This window comes from Bradyrhizobium sp. T-12 (genome assembly GCF_058314695.1).
In genome coordinates this window covers 4,428,896-4,446,917 of the sequence record NZ_CM177756.1, presented here as the reverse complement: position 1 = coordinate 4,446,917, position 18,022 = coordinate 4,428,896, and the positions used below count along the sequence as shown (strand labels likewise).

The following is an 18,022-nucleotide window of genomic DNA, read 5'->3' as shown; positions in this document are numbered from 1 at the left end:
ATCCCGGTCGCGGGGCCTTTTAACTCTGGCGTTCTGCCGGTTCGTCCGTGGTCAGAACGCTGCGTGGGCGTTAGCCGACGCGGAGATTGTCAGCCGACGACTTGCCGCTGCGGCGGTCGGCGACGATGTCGAACGAGACCTTCTGACCCTCGTTGAGGGAGGAGAGGCCGGCGCGCTCGACGGCGCTGATGTGCACAAACACGTCCTTCTGGCCGTCGTCCGGCTGGATGAAACCATAACCCTTTTGGGTGTTGAACCACTTCACGGTGCCCATAGCCATGGGAATTTCCTTTAGTTAGTTAGAGAGAGTACGCACGTGGACCGGTACGCAGCATTGCGCCCATAGCCCTGTTCAGTCGATGTTTGGAGAAGTCATCTGAAGCGTGCGCGCCCGTTAGCAACGAGGCGAAGCGGCCCAGTCGTTCGGCCAAGTATCGATGATCACAATATAGCGAGAATTTGGGGCCAGTTCAAGGCACCACCCGTGGTCCGAAACGTCGTCCGACTTTTCTATTTTGCGGTGCAAAGTAACGGTCCGGATGCACCTCAATCCACGATGAAAAGCGTCGCCCCGGTTGCGGTCGAGGACCGGTGCGCGGCGTCGCCGAAATCCGAGACCTGGTAGCTCATGCCCGCCGTCAGCTTGAAGGTGCGGCCATCGCGCAGCTCGGAACGGAGCTCGCCCTCCAGCACGTAGAGCACGTGGCCGCGATCGCACCAATGGTCGGCCAGGTAGCCGGGTGAATATTCCACCATCCGGACCCGGAGATCGCCGATATTGAGCGTACGCCACGTGGCCTGCCCGGTCTCACCGGGATGCCTGGTCGGCTCGACCTTGCTCCAGTCGGTGACGGTGAAGGGGGAGGTGGGGAGTTTCATGGGGGAGTCCTGTCGTGAGAGCCGGCAGTTTTGTCGTTAGCGCACGCCGTCGCGCCAGTCTCCGTCAATGCGAGCGCAGCGAAGCAATCCAGAAATGCATCCGCGGCGACAGTCTGGATTGCTTCGCTGCGTTCGCAATGACGAGGAGAGAGCACCGTCACCCCGCCAGATGGTTCGCCGAGCCCTGCACGATCAGCCCCGCCTCGTTCACCCGCAGATATTCGCAGATCTTCTTGCCCCGCTCGTTGGCGTAAAACACCACGACGCTGTCCGGGCTGACGAACAGGTCGATCAGCGTGAAATGCAGCTCCGGCACCAGCCCGAGCGCCTTGCCCCAATAGGTGCGCAAGGCATCCTTGCCGAGCACGGTGCCGCTGGCATCGAAACCCAGCATCGGGATGCGGTCCGAGGTCATCAATGCCGCCTCGTCGTAGAGCGTGAGCACGCGCTCGAGATCGCGCGCGTTCCAGGCCTCGACCCAGGTCCGGCCGAGCGCGGCCAGCGTCGATGGCTGGTGATGCGAGGACATGTGTTGCGAAGACATGGCGTTCTCCCTGATCGCCCCTGTTCAAGAGCGGGGCATAATAGGTCAATAATACTTACCCTATATGGGTTTGTCCATGCCCAAAGAAGCATGTGGGCGCGCGACAGGCGCGGTTGCGGGCAGGGCCGCGCCAGCGTATTTGCTGGCCATGACAGCAGCACAGAACGACCGCTCCGCGTCGACGCCCTCCGTGGCCTCGGCGCACGACAAGATTCTCATCGTCGACTTCGGCAGCCAGGTGACGCAGCTGATCGCGCGTCGCGTGCGCGAGGACGGCGTCTATTGCGAGATCGTCCCGTTCAACAAGGCCGAAGCCGCCTTCAACGAAATGAAGCCGAAAGCGGTGATCCTCTCGGGCGGTCCCGAATCGGTGCACGAGGCCGGCTCGCCGCGCGCCCCGCAAGCCATCTTCGATTCCGGCGTGCCCGTAATGGGCATCTGCTACGGCCAGATGACCATGGCGGAGCAGCTTGGCGGTACCGTCGAGGGCGGCCATCACCGCGAGTTCGGCCGCGCCGATGTCGAGGTCAAGGCCGAGAGCCAGCTGTTCGCGGACGTCTGGTCCTCAGGCAGCAAGAACCAGGTCTGGATGAGCCATGGCGACCGCATCACCAAGATGCCGCCGGGCTTCTCCGTCGCCGGCACCTCGCCGAATGCACCGTTCGCGATCATCCAGGACGAGAAGCGCAAATATTACGGCCTGATGTTCCACCCGGAAGTGGTGCACACGCCCGACGGTGCGAAACTCATCCGCAACTTCGTGCGCAAGATCGCAGGCCTCAGCGGCGACTGGACCATGCGCGCCTTCCGCGAGGAGGAAATCGCAAAGATCCGCCAGCAGGTCGGCAAGGGCAAGGTGATCTGCGGCCTGTCCGGCGGCGTCGATTCCGCCGTCGCGGCCGTCTTGATCCACGAGGCCATCGGCGACCAGCTCACCTGCGTGTTCGTCGATCATGGCCTGCTCCGCCTCGACGAGGCCAAGACGGTGGTCGACCTGTTCCGCCACCACTACAACATCCCGCTGGTGCACGTGGATGCCTCGAAACAGTTTTTGGGCGAGCTCGAAGGCGTCACCGACCCCGAAACCAAGCGCAAGACCATCGGGCGCCTCTTCATCGAGGTGTTCGAGGCCGAGGCCAAGAAGATCGGCGGCGCCGACTTCCTGGCGCAAGGCACGCTCTATCCCGACGTGATCGAGAGCGTCTCCTTCACCGGCGGCCCCTCCGTCACCATCAAGTCGCACCACAATGTCGGCGGTCTCCCAGAGCGCATGAACATGAAGCTCGTCGAGCCCTTGCGCGAGCTGTTCAAGGACGAGGTGCGCAAGCTCGGGCGCGAACTCGGCCTGCCCGAAATCTTCGTCGGCCGCCACCCGTTCCCGGGCCCCGGCCTTGCCATCCGCTGCCCCGGCGATATCACGAAGGACAAGCTCGACATCCTGCGCAAGGCGGACGCCGTCTATATCGACCAGATCCGCAAGCACGGCCTCTACGACGAGATCTGGCAGGCTTTTGCCGTGCTGCTGCCGGTGAAGACCGTCGGCGTCATGGGCGACGGCCGCACGTATGACTACGTCGTGGGCCTTCGCGCCGTGACGTCGACCGACGGCATGACCGCGGACTTCTACCAGTTCGACATGAAGTTTCTCGGCGAGACCGCGACGCGCATCATCAACGAAGTGAAGGGCGTGAACCGGGTGGTGTACGACGTGACGAGCAAGCCGCCTGGGACGATTGAGTGGGAGTAGGGTAGTCGGCGGCTGTGGCGCAGTTTGGCGTAGTTTGGTCGAGTTGTTCTCGCTTCCTTCGCGTTGAGAATTTTGACCGAAGCAGTGAGCTTGGCTTATCCCAGCAGAGGTCCGAAATCCATTGCGTCTTCACTGATGGAGTATCGCAGCGCGCTCGATCGTACAGAAGGGTCGGGCGCTTAAGGCCTGGCCAGGAGCACCGACGGGTTTTGGGGCAAACCGGACATCGGCGCCCATCGTGAGGTCGCCAGCGGGCCAAAGCTGCCTTCGAACGCTGGGACGTAGGCTTACGCGCGAGTCGTCAAAGCCGAGAGCTGATCTGTATCGTAGCGGTTTCGCAGATCGGCGAGCACCTTTGGATCCGGCGCCCCCTGCGCTGCGAGTTTCGCGAGCTCTTCGAAATAATGCTCGTGGCCGGGCGGAGAAACGGTCATCAGCACGTGAGCCGGCTTCTCGCTGATATTCGTGATGTTGTGCGGCACTCCCGGCGGGATGAACAGATAGGTTCCGGGTGTTGCGCGGATTGTCCTGTCGCCGACATGCCACTCACACTCGCCTTCGAGCAGGTAGAAGGTCTCCTCCTGCACCCGGTGAACATGCCGCCCTGTGGCGAACCCCGCCGGGATCGTCCAGTCGAACATGCTCGTGTGCTTGGTATTTTCGCTGGTGACGAGGAACACCATAGGGTGACCACGCAGGATGACCCCCTTCGTCTCATCGGGCATGCGAATGACGGCATCGGCGCTCATGTGATCCTCCATTGACCAAATGCTAATTCCTGCAAGCACTTGTGCAACATCGGCCGTCCGTGCCGGGATGTCGTGAATCCGTTCCCAAAAATCTGCTAAAATCGCCGAATGACAGTCAGGGGCGACCTTTACCAGTTCGGCCCGTTCCGCCTCGACCTAGAGGCGGGCATTCTATACCGAGGGGCCGAACCAACCATGCTTGGGCAGCGCGCCGTCGCGTTGCTGCGCCGGCTGCTCGAAAACGCGGGCGTACCGGTGTCCAAAGACGCCTTGGTCGAGGCCGGTTGGGGTGGATTGGCGGTTGCCGATAACAATCTAACGGTTCAGATCGCCGCCTTGCGCCGGGTGCTGGCGGAGGCGGCGGATGCCGAGACCTGGATCGAAACGCTGCCGCGGCGCGGCTATCGGTATATCGGACCGGCCGTTGTTACCAATGTTCCCGATGCGTCGGCTGCCGCCCGCGCCACATCGGCACCGCCCTTGCCCGACAGACCGTCCATCGCCGTTCTGCCGTTCTCGAACCTGAGCGGCGATCCGGAGCAGGAGTACTTCGCCGATGGGATGGTCGACGACATCATCACCGGTCTCGCACGCATCAACTGGCTCTTCGTCATCGCGCGAAACTCGACCTTCAACTACAAGGGCCGTGCCGTGGACGTGAAGCAGGTCGGCCGCGAGCTTGGCGTGCGCTATGTGCTCGAAGGCAGCGTGCGCAAGGCCGGCGGCAGCGTGCGCGTGACCAGCCAAATGATCGACGCCTCGACCGGCGCCCACGTCTGGGCCGAGCGCTACGACCGCAGCTCCGACAATATTTTCGCAATTCAGGACGAGATCGCGCTGTCGGCGGTGGGCGCGATTGCGCCGAGCGTGCGGAAAGCCGAAATCGAACGTGTCAGGCGGAAACGACCTGACAGTCTCGATGCCTACGATCTCGTGCTGCGAGCCCAGCCTGACGTCGATTCAGGCATGCCGGAGCAAGTGACGAGAGCGCTTGCGCTTCTCGAGCGTGCGATCGCACTCGAGCCGGCTTATGCGCTGGCGCATGGCAATGCCGCGATGTGTCACCATTGCCTGTTCCTTCGCGCCGGCCTGCAGGAGGTCAACCGTGCCGCTTCGATCCGCCACGCCCGATCGGCCATTGTCCATGGACAAGACGATGCACTCGCTCTGACATGGGCTGGATTTTCCATCGGCATGGATGCGCACGATCGCGCCGCCGCATTTGCAGCGTTGGAAGCTGCCCTCGCCATCAGCCCCTCATCGGCGCTGACCTACATTCTCGGCAGCGTTATTCTGGGATGGGGCGGCGAAGCGGAGCGCGCGATCGAATGGAGCGAGCAGGGTCTGCGGCTGAGCCCGTTCGACTCGTGGGCCTGGGCCGCGTTTGACGCGCAAGCAATGAGCCATTTGCTGCGCGGACGTTACGACGAAGCCTGTCGTGCGGCCTACAGATCCGTCCAAGCCAATCCGGCACATAGCATCACCTATGTGCAATTGGCCGCCGCACTGGCCAAACTTGGCCGGCTCGACGAAGCGAGGGCGGCCGCCGCGCGTGTGCTCGAGCTCCAGCCGGCCTTTCGCTACAGCCGTCAGTTTGCTGGTGTAAACTGTGCGCCAGCGCTCGCGGAGGCTCTCGGCGGCGCACTGCGGGATGCCGGATTGCCGGAATAGCCCGGGTTTCGACGAGCTTACATCTCTGACCGCCGGCGACCTGCAAAGACCGCGCGAACTGCAGGGACGTGTTTGTTTTGGCGCGGATGCGCCGTTGTCTGCTCAGGAACGACCCGCCTCATTTGTGAGGAGGTCCCGCTTTTCGTCGGACGTCGGTGAAACGGCCTGCCGATCCCGGCGGGCAACGATACGGCGGAACAGCCAGAGGACGACCGGACAAGCCAGGAGCACGACAGCGCCGAAGTCGAGCGCGGCGCGCGCGGAGCCGGCCGACGTGGAGAGCTTTCCTCCGATCGCAGGTCCCGCCAGCATGCCGGCGTAGAAGACCGTGTAGAATATCCCCATTCCGATCGGCCGCATCTTCTGATCGAGCACACGCGCAGGCAAGCTCATGATCGCACCGGCGGGCAAGCCACAGACAATTCCAAGAGCGACGACGATGGGAAGCACCGTGCCGCTTCGCGACAGGACAAGGGTCAGGAGAGCGAAAGAGCTGCAGCCCGTCGCCAGGATGGCATCGCCGCGCTTGGTCCGATCGGCGAGGAAGCCGCCGAGCGGAACCGAAAGGGCGGCGAGCCAGAGCACGATACTGATGGTTGATCCGGCTGCTGCACCCGACCAGCCTTGCTCGACGAGCATCGACGGGCCGAAACTGAAGATCATCGCAAAACCGATGTTGTAGAGGCACCAGATCAAGCCGGCGGCAATCACGGCGCAGATCGTATCGGCGGTCAGGCTGCCGCGCTCGCCTTCAACGGCGACGATCGCATCTGGCGTGCGATAGACCGAAGCGATAAGGCAGAGGCCGATCAGGATCACCCCTGCGACGGCGAGATGGACGGCATGGAGCCCGAACGTGGCTCCGACTGCTGGCAACAGCATGAGAGCGGCTGCGATGCCAGCCGGCCATGAGTTGATGAAGATGGCCATCGCGGTGGCGATCTCCCGACCGGCAAACCAGTCCGCGACCATCTTGGTCATCAGAACGTTCAGGAGAGCGCCGCCGATGCCGGCCGTCAGCCGGCCCACGATCTGCGTGCTCCATGACGTTGACGTGATCATCAGCAGCTCGCCTGCCAGCATCAGCAGGAGCCCGGCAAGGACCGTCATCTTGTCGCCATAGCGGCGGCCGATCGCGCCGCCGGGCAGCGCAAGCGCAGCGCCCGGGGCAAAATAGAGTCCGATCAGAACGCCGATATCGGCCAGATTCGCACCCAGGCTCTGGCTGAGCTGTGGCGCGACCGCCGCGATGCTCTGAAACTGGAAAGCGATGGCGGCACGCGCGATGAACAGGGCAGCAAGAATGGTCCAGCGGCTTCGCATTTGGATTTTCCCCGATACCGCGAACTATGTCATCGGTCGGATATTCTGATTCAGACGGAAGAGATTGGTCGGATCGTATTTGGTCTTGAGCGCGGCCAACCGCGCATAGTTCTCGCCATAGGCGTCGCGGACACGATCCTCGCCCTCATCACCGAGGTTGTTGGCGTAGACGCCGCCAGTCGAATAGGGCCTGACGGCGCTCCACAGCTCGCGCGCCCAACGCATGTTCGCGTCGTCGTCGGCCGGATCTTCCCAGATCGCGACCGGAAAGCAGTCGAACGCTGCATCGCGGTTTGCGTAAGGCGAGTCGGGCGTTGGAACCCGCGCGATTGCGCCGCCAACGTGCTGGAAAACCAATAGCGACGAGGTGTTGGGCGCTCTCGCATAGGCGTCGAGCAGCGCGTCGATCGCGCCCGCACCGACCTCGCGCAGGAACTGCGCCTTCCAGTAATAGCGACGTCCGCGCGGAAACAGGGCATCGCCTCCCGACTGAATCTCGAGATAAGGGACCCTTGCGAGGCTGGTCTCGACGGGCGCGCCGAACTTGACGATCGGGGAAAGGGCTCGCTCACCATCATGATGCGATCCGACATAGCAGCCGGAGATGCTGAAGAATCGTTCGCCGGACGGCAGCGTTACCAGGGCCGCATCGACGTTCGCTTCGTCAGGAGCGCGGCGGGCGAATTCATCATAGAAGCGCATGGCCTCGCGCGCCTGATCATATCGATGCAGTGCTGACGCGACGAGCAGCGAGGTGCCGATGGAATGAAGCCGATATTCGAATGCGGTCACGATGCCAAAATTGCCGCCGCCACCCCGAAGGCCCCAGAAGAGGTCGGGGTGTTCGGTCGCACTGGCCCTCAGGACCTTTCCCTCGGCTGTCACCACTTCGGCGGCAATCAGATTGTCGCAGGTCAGCCCGTATTTGCGTCCGAGCTTGCCAAAGCCGCCGCCAAGCGTGAGCCCGGCGATACCGGTATCGCTGTTGACGCCCATGGTGGTCGCCAGGCCGTGCTCCTGTGTCGCCCTGTCGAACTCGCCCAGGTTGAGACCGGCCTCCGCGTGCGCGACCCGGCGGACCGGGTCTACCTCGATCTGCTTCATGTGCGACAGGTCGATGACCATGCCGCCGTCGCAGACCGACAGGCCGGCGACATTGTGGCCGCCGCTGCGGACCGCGATGCAGATGCGATGAGATCTTGCGAATGCGACGGCTCGAGCGACGTCCTCGGCACCGGCACAATAGGCGATCATGGCCGGCCGCTTGTCGATGGCGCCATTCCAGACCTTGCGCGCCTCGTCGTAACCGGCGCTCCCCTTGAGGACCACATTGCCCTTGAGCCGTAGCTGTGGGGTGGACCGCGGTTCGGCGTTCGATTTGCCCATCAGGTCGTCATATGGCTGTCGCTGCTCCATCCGATTTGCTCCTCGCCACGAATGCCCAGGCCACCTTCTCACGGAGCGCCGGATCGATTCCTGAATCCGATCGGAAAAAGTTGCAAATTTCGCCAAAAATGGTCTCTCTAGGCAATGGCGACGATCTACCAGTTTGGTCCATTTCGTCTCGAGACAGACGCCGACACGCTGTTTCACGGAGCCGAGCCGGTCGCTCTTGGAGGGCGAGCGGTCGCGCTACTTCGGCTGCTTCTGGAAAGAGCGGGTAAGCCGGTTGCCAAGGACGCCTTGATGGAGGCGGCCTGGCCGGGGCTGGCGATCGAGGAAAGCAATCTGACCGTACAGATAGCCGCTCTGCGCCGGACGTTTGCCGCCGTCGAAGGCGGCAGCAGCTGGATCGAGACGCTGCCACGCCGCGGTTACCGCTATGTCGGCCCGCCGGCCGCCACCTTGCCCGATGGCAGCCGGCAAACGTGGCTCCCGTCCGCGACCTCCGACAAACCATCGATCGCCGTGCTGCCGTTTTCCAACTTGAGCGGCGATCCCGCGCAGGACTACTTTTCCGACGGGATCACGGAAGACGTCATTGCGGAATTGTCGCGTTTCCGTTCGCTCTTCGTCGTGGCCCGCCATTCCAGCTTTGTTTATCGGGGAAGTTCGTCCGACATCAGAGAGGTCGGACGCCAACTCGGCGTACGATATGTGGTGGAAGGGAGCGCACGCCGGATCGAGAAACGGGTGCGGGTGACCGTCAAGCTTCTGGATGCCGCGAGCGCCTTCACCCGTTGGACGGAACGCTACGACCGCGAGATCGAGGACATATTCGCCATCCAGGACGAAATCGTCGGCAAGATCGTCTCGGCGCTGCCCGGCCGCCTCGAGGACGCGGGCCGCGAGATCGCGAGGGGCAAGCAGACCTCGAACATCACGGCCTACGATCTCGTCCTGTTGGGAAACGAGAAATGGCGTCAATTGACTGTCAGGAGTATGGATGAGGCGCAAGCCTACTTCAGGAAGGCTGTGGAGCTCGATCCAGCCTATGCGCGCGCTCACGCCAATATAGCCTGGACGGTCGTCTGCGCTGCGTTTCTGGAATCACCCGCCGCCCCTCCACTGGAGGATGGTCGTCGCGAGATCGAGATCGCCCTCTATCTTGATGAGAACGACGCCTGGTCGCACGGCGTCTTCGCACAACTTCTTTTCCTGCAAAACCGCGATCAAGAGGCCGAAACTCATTTCAAACGCGCTCTGGCGCTCAATCCGAACGACGCTGATGTCACCGCCGCTTTTGCAAATATTCTGGTCTACTGGGGACGCTGGCAGGACGCGCTTGCATGGATCAAATCGGCCAAACGGCTAAACCCATTTCCCCCCAACATATACCATTGGTACCACGCGCTGGCGCTCTATTCCGCTCGCGACTACGAACAGGCGATCAACGTTCTCAGGGAAGCGCGATCGAGCGACCGCTGGTCCCATGCGCTCCTAGCGGCGTGCTATGCGCAAACCGATCGACTGACGGAAGCGAGTTTCGAAGCGCACGCATTCATTCGCGAGCGATGTCTGGAATTGAGTGAGAACGGCGAAGCTCTGCCCCTCAACACGCTCGACCTCGCCCGGATGCGCGCCAACAGGTATAGAGACCCCGCCGACCGCGATCATTTCCTAGACGGACTTCGCAAAGCCGGCCTAAGTGATGGACTCTCCAACTCTGGATAGTGACAACGTTGTTGGCAACAGCGACGGACGTTGCGGTGAGTACTCCGATCGAGTGACGCAATTTCCCGAAGAACCGTTTCCTCTAACTTATGCAGGAACGCGGCAAGGCGCTACGCTACGGCGTCAGGGTCGGCAAGGCCGGTATGGCCTGTTCGGGTATCGGCGCAAACGAGCTATCAATTGACTGTCCGAGTGCCCGCTGACGGTATCGGGTGATAATCGGCGAAAGCCCTAGAGGAGGCCGTTCCGACTTGGTGTACGTCTAGTGCGTCGATTGATTCCGATACTTGCTGAAGGTGCCAACCCTCAGAGCCTTGCAAATTTTCCTGTGAACTCAAGACCGAAAAATTCGGGCGGGTATACCGTCGGCATTAGACCGTCAGCGTTAAAGATTTGTGCTTGGAAATCAACGCAAAAGCGTCTTCCTAAATGATTGAGTGGGAGTAGTGGAAACGGCCGCTACAGCGTGCTTTAGCGTAGAGTTTAGTTGGGCACGCCGCATTTGCGTTCATAGCCGGGCACTCTCCAGAGTCGTGACCTCACTTAACCTGATCGCATCAAGCTGTCATTCTACTTTCGCTAAGCCAGTAACGTTGCGCATTCCAGCGTGTATTCGGCGCGGTTCTGAAAAGGCGGGCGGCCAGTCGCCGCGGCGGACGCCAATCGCTGGAAAAACGTTGGCGACGCGGCTCGAATGCTTGTTCAAGGAAAGACAATCAAGAGAGTGGTTCTCGTAGACGGCGCGGTCGCATCGATGCGCCTCAGCGGAAAGCAGGTCTCCGAACACCTAGGCTCCCGCTCGTGAAGCTTTCCCGGGGCCGCGTTCGTGTCGTGGAGGTATCACGGCAATGCTCAACTCCAGCCGCTCAAAAGGATGGCTGCAGAGTCCTGTCCGACATCTGGAGCCGGACGCAGATCCCCCTCGAGGTCGGCCGCCTTTCCTGGGGTTCGTGCCGCCACAACGCCTCCGACGTTAGGAGTTTCTGTGCGGAGCGCGCCGCGGGTGGCCTCGACCTGTTCGTTGGCTACCCATTCAGAAGGGCTCAGAATTCGGTCGGCGATGATGTCCAACGCATGAAGTCTTCTAAGCCATGACGCCGTGGTGTCGGTCGGGAAAACCTTTTGAAGTTCGGTGGCCAGCTCGCCGGCGCAATCGGCGCGCAGTGCGAAGCTGGCGAACCGCGGATCTTTGGCAAGGTCCTCCCGCTGCAGGGCGGAGCAGAGCCGCCCGTACTGCGCTTCCGTCACAAGGGTGACCATGATCCAACCGTCGCTCGTCCGGTAGCTGCCGGCCGGCACGTTGAGGAGGCGAGGCGCGCCGCCTTCGAGAACGTGCTCCGCGAACTTGTGACCCAACAGGGCCGCCGTCGATTGCGAGAGGCTGACGTCTATGTGCCGCCCATTGCCGACAGCGCTGCGGGCAAACAGCGCTGTCGAAACGGCCTGAAATCCGTATAGACCCGTGCAGACGTCGGAAAGCGTGGCCCCGACCCGATGCGGGATCCCGTCGGCGCCGACGTTGACCGAAACGAGGCCGGCGAATGCCTGGCCAACGGAGTCGGAGCAGGGACGCTGCGCGTAGGGACCGTCCTGCCCGAAGCCGCTGATCGAGAGATAGACGAGGCGGGGATTGTCGCGGCTCAGCGCGTCGTATCCGAGGCCGAGGCGACCCATCACCCCCGGACGGAAGCCTTCGACCAGCACGTCGGCTTCTGCGGCCAGCTTACGGGCGGTCGCGATCGCCTCGGGCTTCTTTAAATCGAGAACGAGGCTGCGCTTGCCACGGTTGTAAACTGCCGACAATGCCGAATGACTGCCGTAGGTCGTCCCTAGCCGACGCGACCAATCGCCTTCGGGAGGTTCGATCTTGATCACGTCGGCGCCGTTGGCGGCGAGGAGATAGCCCGCGTATGGAGATGCCACGCCCTGACCGAAATCGAGGACGCGCAGTCCGCGAAACGGCGCTTCGTGGGTCGGCTGGAGGGATGCCGTCATGTGCGTTGCTCCGGTATCAGGACGATTTTGCCGATGACCCCGCGGCTTTCTACTCGACGCATCGCCGTCGAGAAGTCCGACAGCGGCAGCGAACCGTCCACGGGCGCGCGCAGTTTGCCGGATTCGTAGAGATCGAACATCTCTCCATAAAGGGCGCGGACCTGCTCGCGCAGCTCGGCATCAGCCTTGGTTTTGCCCCAAGCCATATAGAATCCCCAGTACAGACCGATCACGGTGAGGTTCTTCACCAAGACTATGTTCGCCGGGATCTCCGGAATACGACCAGCGGCGAAGCCCATCGGAATCAACCGCCCGAGCGGAGCGACGCAACGAAGGGATTCGTCGAACACGTCGCCGCCCACCGGGTCGAACACCACGTCGGCCCCGCGGCCGCCCGTGATTTCCAGCACGCGGTCTCGGAAGCCGCCTCTGCGGTAGTCTATGGCGTGATCGGCGCCGTACCGCTTCACCGCTTCGATCTTTTTTTCGCCTCCGGCGGTCGCGATGACCGTTGCCCCTAAAGCGCGCCCGACCTCGACGGCGGCCAAGCCGCTGGCGCCGGCCGCGCCGTGGACGAGCAGGGTTTCGCCGGATCGAAGGTTCGCGCGCCATTTGAGGCCGGCATAAGCCGTCGCGTAAATGGTCGGGAAAAGCGTCGAACCTTCGAAGCTCAGGGAATCGGGGATGCGGAAGACATTGGCCGCATCGACGATCGCTTCTTCGGCGAAGCCGCCGGACGGAAGACCCGCGCAGACACGGTCGCCCACCTTGAGGTCGGTCCTAACGTCGGGCGCTATCTCGCTGACGACGCCGCCGATCTCGGTGCCGGGCACGAACGGAATTGACGGCCTGTTCTGATGCTTGCCGGCGATGAAAAGCAGGTTCGCGAAGCTTACGCCAGCGGCACGTACCGAGACGCGGATGGCACCGGGCTCGATCTTCGGAGAGTCGATATCCTCGTAGACGAGGTCGTCGATTCCACCAAAGCGATGTCCTATCACCGCGCGCATCGTCAATTCTTTCCCAACTGACCATGACGACCAGCTCCGGCGGCGAAGCGACCGGCACCAGCCTGTGCTTCCTTGGCGCGAGCTTCGACGGAGAGTTCGGTCTCCAGAGCGATGGCGTCCTTCTCCGACAGGTTCCACTGTCGGATGGTCGACATGCGGTCCGAACGCATCGCGATTTGCGGAAACGCAGCAATCTGCCGTGCGACTTCCACCGCGGCGCTCAGGGCATCGCCCGTCGGGACAAGTCGGTCGGCTAGCCCTATAGCAAAAGCTTCGGTCCCGGAGACCTTTCGTGCCGTCAGAAGCATGTCGAGTGCCCGGCCGGAGCCAATGAGGCGCGGTAGCCGAACGGTGGTTCCGTCGCTCATCGGAACGCCCCAGCGCCGAGAAAGAACGGCGAAGGTGGCAGTCTCCTCGGCGACGCGGAGATCGCATCTAAGGGCGACCCCGAGCCCTCCTGCGCACGCGTAGCCCGCAACGGCGGCGATTACGGGCTTCGACAAGATGCCGTGGCACGGTCCCTCCGGATCGCCGGCCCACGGTTTGTATTCGTGGCCCGCGGCGAGCTCCTTCAGATCGGCGCCCGCGCAGAAATGCCCACCCGCACCGGTCAGCACCGCTACGGCCTGGCCTTCGTTGCAGTCGAAGTCCCGCAGCGCCTTCGCGAGCGCTGCGGCGGTCTCGTTGTCGAGGGCGTTGCGGACGGCAGGACGATTGATGGTGATGACCGTGATCGGCCCGTCGTTTTCGATCAACAGCTTCGGGTCGTCTGCCATTCTTCGATCAACCTCAGCAGGTCAGTGGGTCTTGAGCAACGGGCATTCGCTTTCCTCGACCGGTCGCCAGGCCTTGTCGCCGGGGATCGTCGCGACGATCTTCCAATAGTCCCAAGGACCCTTCGATTCCTCCGGTTTCTTGACCTCGGTCACATAGAGATCGCGCAGCAGGCGACCGTCCGCCCGGATCTTTGCGCCGTGGGTAAATCCGTCTTCGACGGGCATCTCGCGCATCTTTGCCGCGACCTTCTCAGCGTCATCGGTATTCGTCGCCGCGATCGCTTTGAGATAGTGCACGACCGAGCTGTAGACGCCGGCTTGAACGATGGACGGCGGCCGGCCCATCTTGTCCCAGAAGCGCTTGGCGAACTTGCGGCTACCATCGTCGAGATCGTGATAGTAGGTCGTCGACGAGATCAAACCCTGTCCGTCCTTCAGACCCATGGCGTTCACGTCGTTGATGAACATCAGGAACGTGACGACCTGCGTGTTCGGGCCGATCACCTTGTACTCCTGCGCCTGCTTGATGGCGTTGCTGGTGTCGCTACCTGCGGTCGCCAGCGCCATGACCTTGGCGCCAGATCCCTGCGCCTGCAGCAGATACGACGAGAAGTCGGGCGTATCGAGCGGCGTACGCACGCCGCCTACGATCTTGCCGCCGCCGGCCTGGACCCGTTTCGTCGCTTCGGCTTCCATCGACTTGCCGAATGCATAGTCGGCCGTGATGAAGAACCAGGTGTCGCCGCCGCGCTTCAGGACGCCTTCCGGTGGTGCCGCAGCGAGCGCGTAGGTGTCGTACATCCAGTGGAAGCTGTAGGGTGAGCAGGCCTTGCCCGTGATCTCCGCCGTCGCCGGGCCTGATAGCAATATAACCTTCTTGTTGTCGCGCGAAACGTTCTGCATCGCCAGAGCCGCTGCGGACGAGCCGCCGTCGGCAATCACATCGACACCTTCCGCGTCGTAAGCCTTCTTTGCGAGGTTCGACGCGATGTCGGGTTTGTTGGCGTGGTCGCCCGACACGACCTCGATCTTCGCGCCAGCGACCTTGCCACCGAAGTCTTCGGCTGCGAGTTCGGCGGCGACAACGGATCCCTTGCCGCCGGCATCAGCGTAGATGCCGGTCATGTCGTTGAGGATGCTGATGCGGACGACATTGTCCGACACCTGAGCGAGAGCCGAGGATGACATAAGGCCTGCAACCAGGCCTACCCCGAACGTGAGAGTGATGGAGTTCTTTTTCATTGCCTTCTCCCTTCGTTTTAAGCTTGTACGATCGTCCGGTCCGCGACGAAGCGCTCAATTTCGAATTGCGAATAGCCGTGTTCTGCGAGCACCTCCACTGTGTGCTCGCCCAGTCGGGGCGGAGCGCGCAGGCGGGTGCCTACGGCCGAGCTTCCGGGAAGCAGCGTAAGGGGCAATCCTTCGAATGCGCCGCCTTGCAGCGTCGCCTGCAGCCCCGATCCGCGGACGTGCGGATCGTCGAGGAACTCTCTGTAACCCTGCACTGGACCGCACAGTACGTCTTGCCGTTCGAACGCCCCGATCCAGTATTTGCTGGGCTTGGTACGGAGGATGCGCGCGACCTCCATGGTGATCTCGCCTGCATGATCGAGGCGACTGGATTCCGTTGCGAATCTTGGGTCCAAAATCCAATCGGCCTTACCGAGGGCCGTGCAGATGCCTTGGAACATCGCGTTTGAAACGCAGGAAAGATTGATGTGCCCGTCCGAAGTCGCGAAAGTTCCGATCGGAACACTCAAGGGCACATTTGGCTGGCCGCGCCGACGCAACGCATCGTCGACGATCGGCATCGCTTGAAAGGCGGCTGCGACCTCGACCAGCGATATCTTGACGTGCTGCCCGCCTCGCTTAGTGAGCCGGCGATAGAGGGCCGCGCCTACCTGTTGTGCTGCATAGACGCCGGCGGCCGTGTCGACCGCCAACATTCCGATGCGTCGTGGTGTGCCTTGAGCGTCCCGATTCATTTCCATCATTCCAGTGAAGCCTTGAATGATGGTGTCTGTGGCCGGTCGCTTTTCGTAGGGGCCGGCGCCGAAGCCGAGGATCGAGACGTAGATGAGATCCGGATTTTCGGGTCGCAATTGGTGGTCGGCGATCTGAAGACGTTCGACGACACCCGGCCTGAAGTTTTGGATGACGATGTCGGCGCCCTTGGCGAGCTTGGTCAGCAGGGCGCGGCCTTGCTCCTTGGTCCCGTCGATGCAAACGGCGCGTTTGCCGATATTTGGGACCAGGCTGAAAGCCGTGTGTCCATCGACGGAGCCCCCGATCGCGCGCGCCCAGTCGCCAGACGGAGGTTCGACCTTGATTACCGACGCGCCGCCGCGCGCGAGGATCGCGCCGCAATAGGGGCCGGCAAAGCCCTGACTGACGTCAAGCACGCGTACGCCGGCGTAGTCGTCCAGCATCGGCGGCATCCTCCCTAGATACCGAGTAGTATGTTGCAGGATACCGAGTAGTATGTTTGACTGTCAACATCGTTCAAGGGGAGCAGATCGTTGAGCAAGATGGGCAAGGTCGAAGCTGGAGAACCGCTGGTAGACCGGCGCGTCGAACTTCTTGACGCAGCCGCGCGCGCGTTCATGAGGCAGGGATTCGCCGCGACCTCGCTTGACCGGGTGAGCGATGAGATCGGCTCGACCAAGGGAGCGATTTATTACTACTATCGCAGCAAATCCGAGTTGTTTTTTGCGGTCCATCGCCGTGGGATGGAGCTGACCAACGCAGCGATCCGCCCGTCCTTCGAACTGCAAGTCGCCCCGCGTCAGCGCCTTCACGGCATGGCTCTCGCGCACACGCTGCTGGTCATCGATCATCTTCCCTACCTTCGGGTGATCGCGCAGGGCCTGGAAATGCACCTGCTCGAGCGCACCAACGAGAGCGAACGAGCGGAACTCGCGGAAGTGGCCGCGCTGCGGGAGACCAATGAGAATTTATATATTCGCGTCATCAAGGAAGGCGTCGCTTCAGGAGATTTCCGCAGCGTCGACGCGAAGCTCGCTGCCAAGCCGCTGCTCGGCGCCTTGAACTGGACGTCTCGTTGGTATCAGCCGCGCGACGGCGAAACGCAGGCAAACAAGAAGAAGTTGGCTCAATCGATCGCGGATTTCGTCACGGCCGGCCTGGAGGCAAAAAAGTGAAGACGAAAAGTCACGAAGCCAGTGCTGACGTCGCGGCGTATCGGGCGATAGACCTGATCTATCACTCCTACCTGACCGGGCTCATTCTCAAAGTGTCGTCGCAAGCCGGGCCGCAGCGAGCCGCAGAAATCGTGTTCCGCACCTTTCGCCGCCAGCAACTGGCCCGGTTCCTTCCCGGTTTGAAAAAGCTTGGACTCGATGGTCTGCCGAACGCCGTGGCCTGCGCGCAGTATCACTACCTGTCCAATCAGGTAGGCGGCGTTAAGGTCGAATACATCTACGAAAGCGACAAGAAGGCATGGGTCCGGTATCCTCCCCCGCGGTGGATCTGGTCGGGGACAGCGATCTGCGGCATTCCTTCCGACGTATCGCGCGCGATGCTGCGAGGATGGCACGCCAATAACGGCGTCGTTCTCGGCAATCCCAGATTGGGCTTCGTATGCACCGGGCAGACCGTCGACGGGCAGCCCGGTCTCGAGGGATATTACAAGGAGTGGGACCGCGATCTGGCTCCAGAGGAGCGGCTACAGTTCTCCCCCGGAGAGCGTTGCCCGGCCTTCGATCCCGAGCGCGCTCCCAAGCTTCCCGAAAACACTTGGCCCGAAGATCGCCTGCTCAAGGTGCTGCGCAACTACTCGATGGAGTACATCACCTCGATCGTCCCGGAGACCATTGCCGCTCTGGGGCCGGACGAGGGCGGACATCTGGCGGGTGCAGCGGCCAGGCTGATCGGTATGCACACGTTCGACCAAGTCGCCACCCACCTCGGCGGCGTTGAGCCGGGCGCGGCCGGATTTGCGAAGGCGTTCGTCCGGATCGCGCGCGGGCAGGGCGACGATGCCGAACTGAGCCAGGACGGAAACGCCTTCATCGTCCGTCAGACTTCGTGGCGTCTGATGTCGGAACGGGAGAGTCTGTCGCCCGCGGTGTTCGACGCCTGGAACGAACTCTGGGTCGGCGCCGCATTGGCGCACGACCGTTTCATGAGAATCGACATCACCGAGCGACGGGATCGGGGCGACGCCTACTGGGCGTGGCGCTTCTGCTAAGTGT

Annotated in this window: 16 protein-coding genes; 5 read left to right on the top strand and 11 right to left on the bottom strand. The window is 62.3% G+C overall.

What is annotated here, in order from left to right; translation table 11 throughout:
* Positions 1–70: 70 nt before the first annotated feature.
* The 3 genes from AC0WRY_RS21060 to AC0WRY_RS21050 form a co-directional block, all read right to left on the bottom strand.
* On the bottom strand, positions 71–280 hold the full coding sequence (locus AC0WRY_RS21060) for a cold-shock protein (RefSeq protein WP_008141931.1): 210 nt from the start codon (positions 278–280) through the stop codon (positions 71–73).
* Positions 281–546: 266 nt separating this feature from the next.
* Positions 547–879 (bottom strand): DHCW motif cupin fold protein, encoded by a 333-nt coding sequence (locus AC0WRY_RS21055; protein WP_194402687.1) that lies wholly within the window; start codon positions 877–879, stop codon positions 547–549.
* Positions 880–1,036: 157 nt separating this feature from the next.
* Positions 1,037–1,408, bottom strand: a complete 372-nt coding sequence (locus tag AC0WRY_RS21050; protein ID WP_194408350.1) for a nuclear transport factor 2 family protein — start codon at positions 1,406–1,408, stop codon at positions 1,037–1,039.
* A 163-nt stretch (positions 1,409–1,571) separates the two neighbouring features.
* Between AC0WRY_RS21050 and guaA the strand changes: the two genes are divergently transcribed.
* Positions 1,572–3,170: a glutamine-hydrolyzing GMP synthase gene (guaA, locus tag AC0WRY_RS21045; protein ID WP_194402686.1), complete on the top strand. Its 1,599-nt coding sequence runs from the start codon at positions 1,572–1,574 to the stop codon at positions 3,168–3,170.
* Between the two features lie 287 nt (positions 3,171–3,457).
* Here guaA and AC0WRY_RS21040 read toward each other — a convergent pair whose 3' ends face one another.
* The gene (locus tag AC0WRY_RS21040) at positions 3,458–3,919 is read right to left on the bottom strand and encodes a cupin domain-containing protein (RefSeq protein WP_194402685.1); all 462 of its coding nucleotides are present in this window, start codon (positions 3,917–3,919) and stop codon (positions 3,458–3,460) included.
* A gap of 108 nt (positions 3,920–4,027) precedes the next feature.
* Here AC0WRY_RS21040 and AC0WRY_RS21035 point away from each other — a divergent pair, with 108 nt between their 5' ends.
* Positions 4,028–5,590 carry a winged helix-turn-helix domain-containing protein gene (locus tag AC0WRY_RS21035; protein WP_491120769.1) on the top strand — a complete coding sequence of 521 codons (1,563 nt, stop codon included), beginning with the start codon at positions 4,028–4,030 and terminating at the stop codon, positions 5,588–5,590.
* Positions 5,591–5,692: 102 nt separating this feature from the next.
* Here AC0WRY_RS21035 and AC0WRY_RS21030 read toward each other — a convergent pair whose 3' ends face one another.
* The gene (locus tag AC0WRY_RS21030) at positions 5,693–6,913 is read right to left on the bottom strand and encodes an MFS transporter (protein ID WP_491120767.1); all 1,221 of its coding nucleotides are present in this window, start codon (positions 6,911–6,913) and stop codon (positions 5,693–5,695) included.
* Positions 6,914–6,937: 24 nt separating this feature from the next.
* Positions 6,938–8,506, bottom strand: coding sequence for an FAD-binding oxidoreductase (locus AC0WRY_RS21025; protein WP_491120765.1), 1,569 nt, complete (start codon positions 8,504–8,506; stop codon positions 6,938–6,940).
* Here AC0WRY_RS21025 and AC0WRY_RS21020 point away from each other — a divergent pair.
* Entirely contained in the window at positions 8,444–10,027 is a 1,584-nt protein-coding gene (locus AC0WRY_RS21020; RefSeq protein ID WP_194402682.1) for a winged helix-turn-helix domain-containing tetratricopeptide repeat protein, read from the top strand. The genes AC0WRY_RS21025 and AC0WRY_RS21020 overlap by 63 nt on opposite strands.
* Before the next feature lie 852 nt (positions 10,028–10,879).
* Here the strand turns inward: AC0WRY_RS21020 and AC0WRY_RS21015 are convergent.
* The 5 genes from AC0WRY_RS21015 to AC0WRY_RS20995 are packed head-to-tail and all read right to left on the bottom strand — an operon-like array spanning position 10,880 to position 16,237.
* On the bottom strand, positions 10,880–12,022 hold the full coding sequence (locus AC0WRY_RS21015; RefSeq protein ID WP_194402681.1) for a CaiB/BaiF CoA transferase family protein: 1,143 nt from the start codon (positions 12,020–12,022) through the stop codon (positions 10,880–10,882).
* Positions 12,019–13,032 (bottom strand): NADPH:quinone oxidoreductase family protein, encoded by a 1,014-nt coding sequence (locus AC0WRY_RS21010; protein WP_194402680.1) that lies wholly within the window; start codon positions 13,030–13,032, stop codon positions 12,019–12,021. Before AC0WRY_RS21010 ends, AC0WRY_RS21015 begins: the two co-directional genes overlap by 4 nt.
* A gap of 2 nt (positions 13,033–13,034) precedes the next feature.
* Positions 13,035–13,808, bottom strand: a complete 774-nt coding sequence (locus AC0WRY_RS21005; RefSeq protein ID WP_194402679.1) for a crotonase/enoyl-CoA hydratase family protein — start codon at positions 13,806–13,808, stop codon at positions 13,035–13,037.
* A 21-nt stretch (positions 13,809–13,829) separates the two neighbouring features.
* Positions 13,830–15,050, bottom strand: coding sequence for an ABC transporter substrate-binding protein (locus AC0WRY_RS21000; protein WP_210346977.1), 1,221 nt, complete (start codon positions 15,048–15,050; stop codon positions 13,830–13,832).
* 17 nt (positions 15,051–15,067) lie between these two features.
* On the bottom strand, positions 15,068–16,237 hold the full coding sequence (locus AC0WRY_RS20995; RefSeq protein WP_491120762.1) for a CaiB/BaiF CoA transferase family protein: 1,170 nt from the start codon (positions 16,235–16,237) through the stop codon (positions 15,068–15,070).
* 99 nt (positions 16,238–16,336) lie between these two features.
* Here AC0WRY_RS20995 and AC0WRY_RS20990 point away from each other — a divergent pair, with 99 nt between their 5' ends.
* Both AC0WRY_RS20990 and AC0WRY_RS20985 read left to right on the top strand, forming a co-directional pair.
* Positions 16,337–16,969: a TetR/AcrR family transcriptional regulator gene (locus tag AC0WRY_RS20990; RefSeq protein ID WP_194408347.1), complete on the top strand. Its 633-nt coding sequence runs from the start codon at positions 16,337–16,339 to the stop codon at positions 16,967–16,969.
* On the top strand, positions 16,966–18,018 hold the full coding sequence (locus AC0WRY_RS20985) for a hypothetical protein (protein WP_194402677.1): 1,053 nt from the start codon (positions 16,966–16,968) through the stop codon (positions 18,016–18,018). The genes AC0WRY_RS20990 and AC0WRY_RS20985 overlap by 4 nt, the downstream gene beginning before the upstream one ends.
* Positions 18,019–18,022: the final 4 nt, after the last annotated feature.

Excerpts from the sequence above, each read along its gene's own strand:
- AC0WRY_RS21040 (WP_194402685.1), bottom strand. The coding sequence starts at position 3,919 with ATGAGCGCCGATGCCGTCATTCGCATGCCCGATGAGACGAAGGGGGTC.
- AC0WRY_RS21030 (WP_491120767.1), bottom strand. The coding sequence starts at position 6,913 with ATGCGAAGCCGCTGGACCATTCTTGCTGCCCTGTTCATCGCGCGTGCC.
- guaA (WP_194402686.1), top strand. The coding sequence starts at position 1,572 with ATGACAGCAGCACAGAACGACCGCTCCGCGTCGACGCCCTCCGTGGCC.
- AC0WRY_RS21000 (WP_210346977.1), bottom strand. The coding sequence starts at position 15,050 with ATGAAAAAGAACTCCATCACTCTCACGTTCGGGGTAGGCCTGGTTGCA.
- AC0WRY_RS21060 (WP_008141931.1), bottom strand. The coding sequence starts at position 280 with ATGGCTATGGGCACCGTGAAGTGGTTCAACACCCAAAAGGGTTATGGT.
- AC0WRY_RS20995 (WP_491120762.1), bottom strand. The coding sequence starts at position 16,237 with ATGCTGGACGACTACGCCGGCGTACGCGTGCTTGACGTCAGTCAGGGC.
- AC0WRY_RS21020 (WP_194402682.1), top strand. The coding sequence starts at position 8,444 with ATGGCGACGATCTACCAGTTTGGTCCATTTCGTCTCGAGACAGACGCC.
- AC0WRY_RS20990 (WP_194408347.1), top strand. The coding sequence starts at position 16,337 with ATGGGCAAGGTCGAAGCTGGAGAACCGCTGGTAGACCGGCGCGTCGAA.
- AC0WRY_RS21035 (WP_491120769.1), top strand. The coding sequence starts at position 4,028 with ATGACAGTCAGGGGCGACCTTTACCAGTTCGGCCCGTTCCGCCTCGAC.
- AC0WRY_RS21005 (WP_194402679.1), bottom strand. The coding sequence starts at position 13,808 with ATGGCAGACGACCCGAAGCTGTTGATCGAAAACGACGGGCCGATCACG.
- AC0WRY_RS21010 (WP_194402680.1), bottom strand. The coding sequence starts at position 13,032 with ATGCGCGCGGTGATAGGACATCGCTTTGGTGGAATCGACGACCTCGTC.
- AC0WRY_RS21055 (WP_194402687.1), bottom strand. The coding sequence starts at position 879 with ATGAAACTCCCCACCTCCCCCTTCACCGTCACCGACTGGAGCAAGGTC.
- AC0WRY_RS21050 (WP_194408350.1), bottom strand. The coding sequence starts at position 1,408 with ATGTCCTCGCATCACCAGCCATCGACGCTGGCCGCGCTCGGCCGGACC.
- AC0WRY_RS21015 (WP_194402681.1), bottom strand. The coding sequence starts at position 12,022 with ATGACGGCATCCCTCCAGCCGACCCACGAAGCGCCGTTTCGCGGACTG.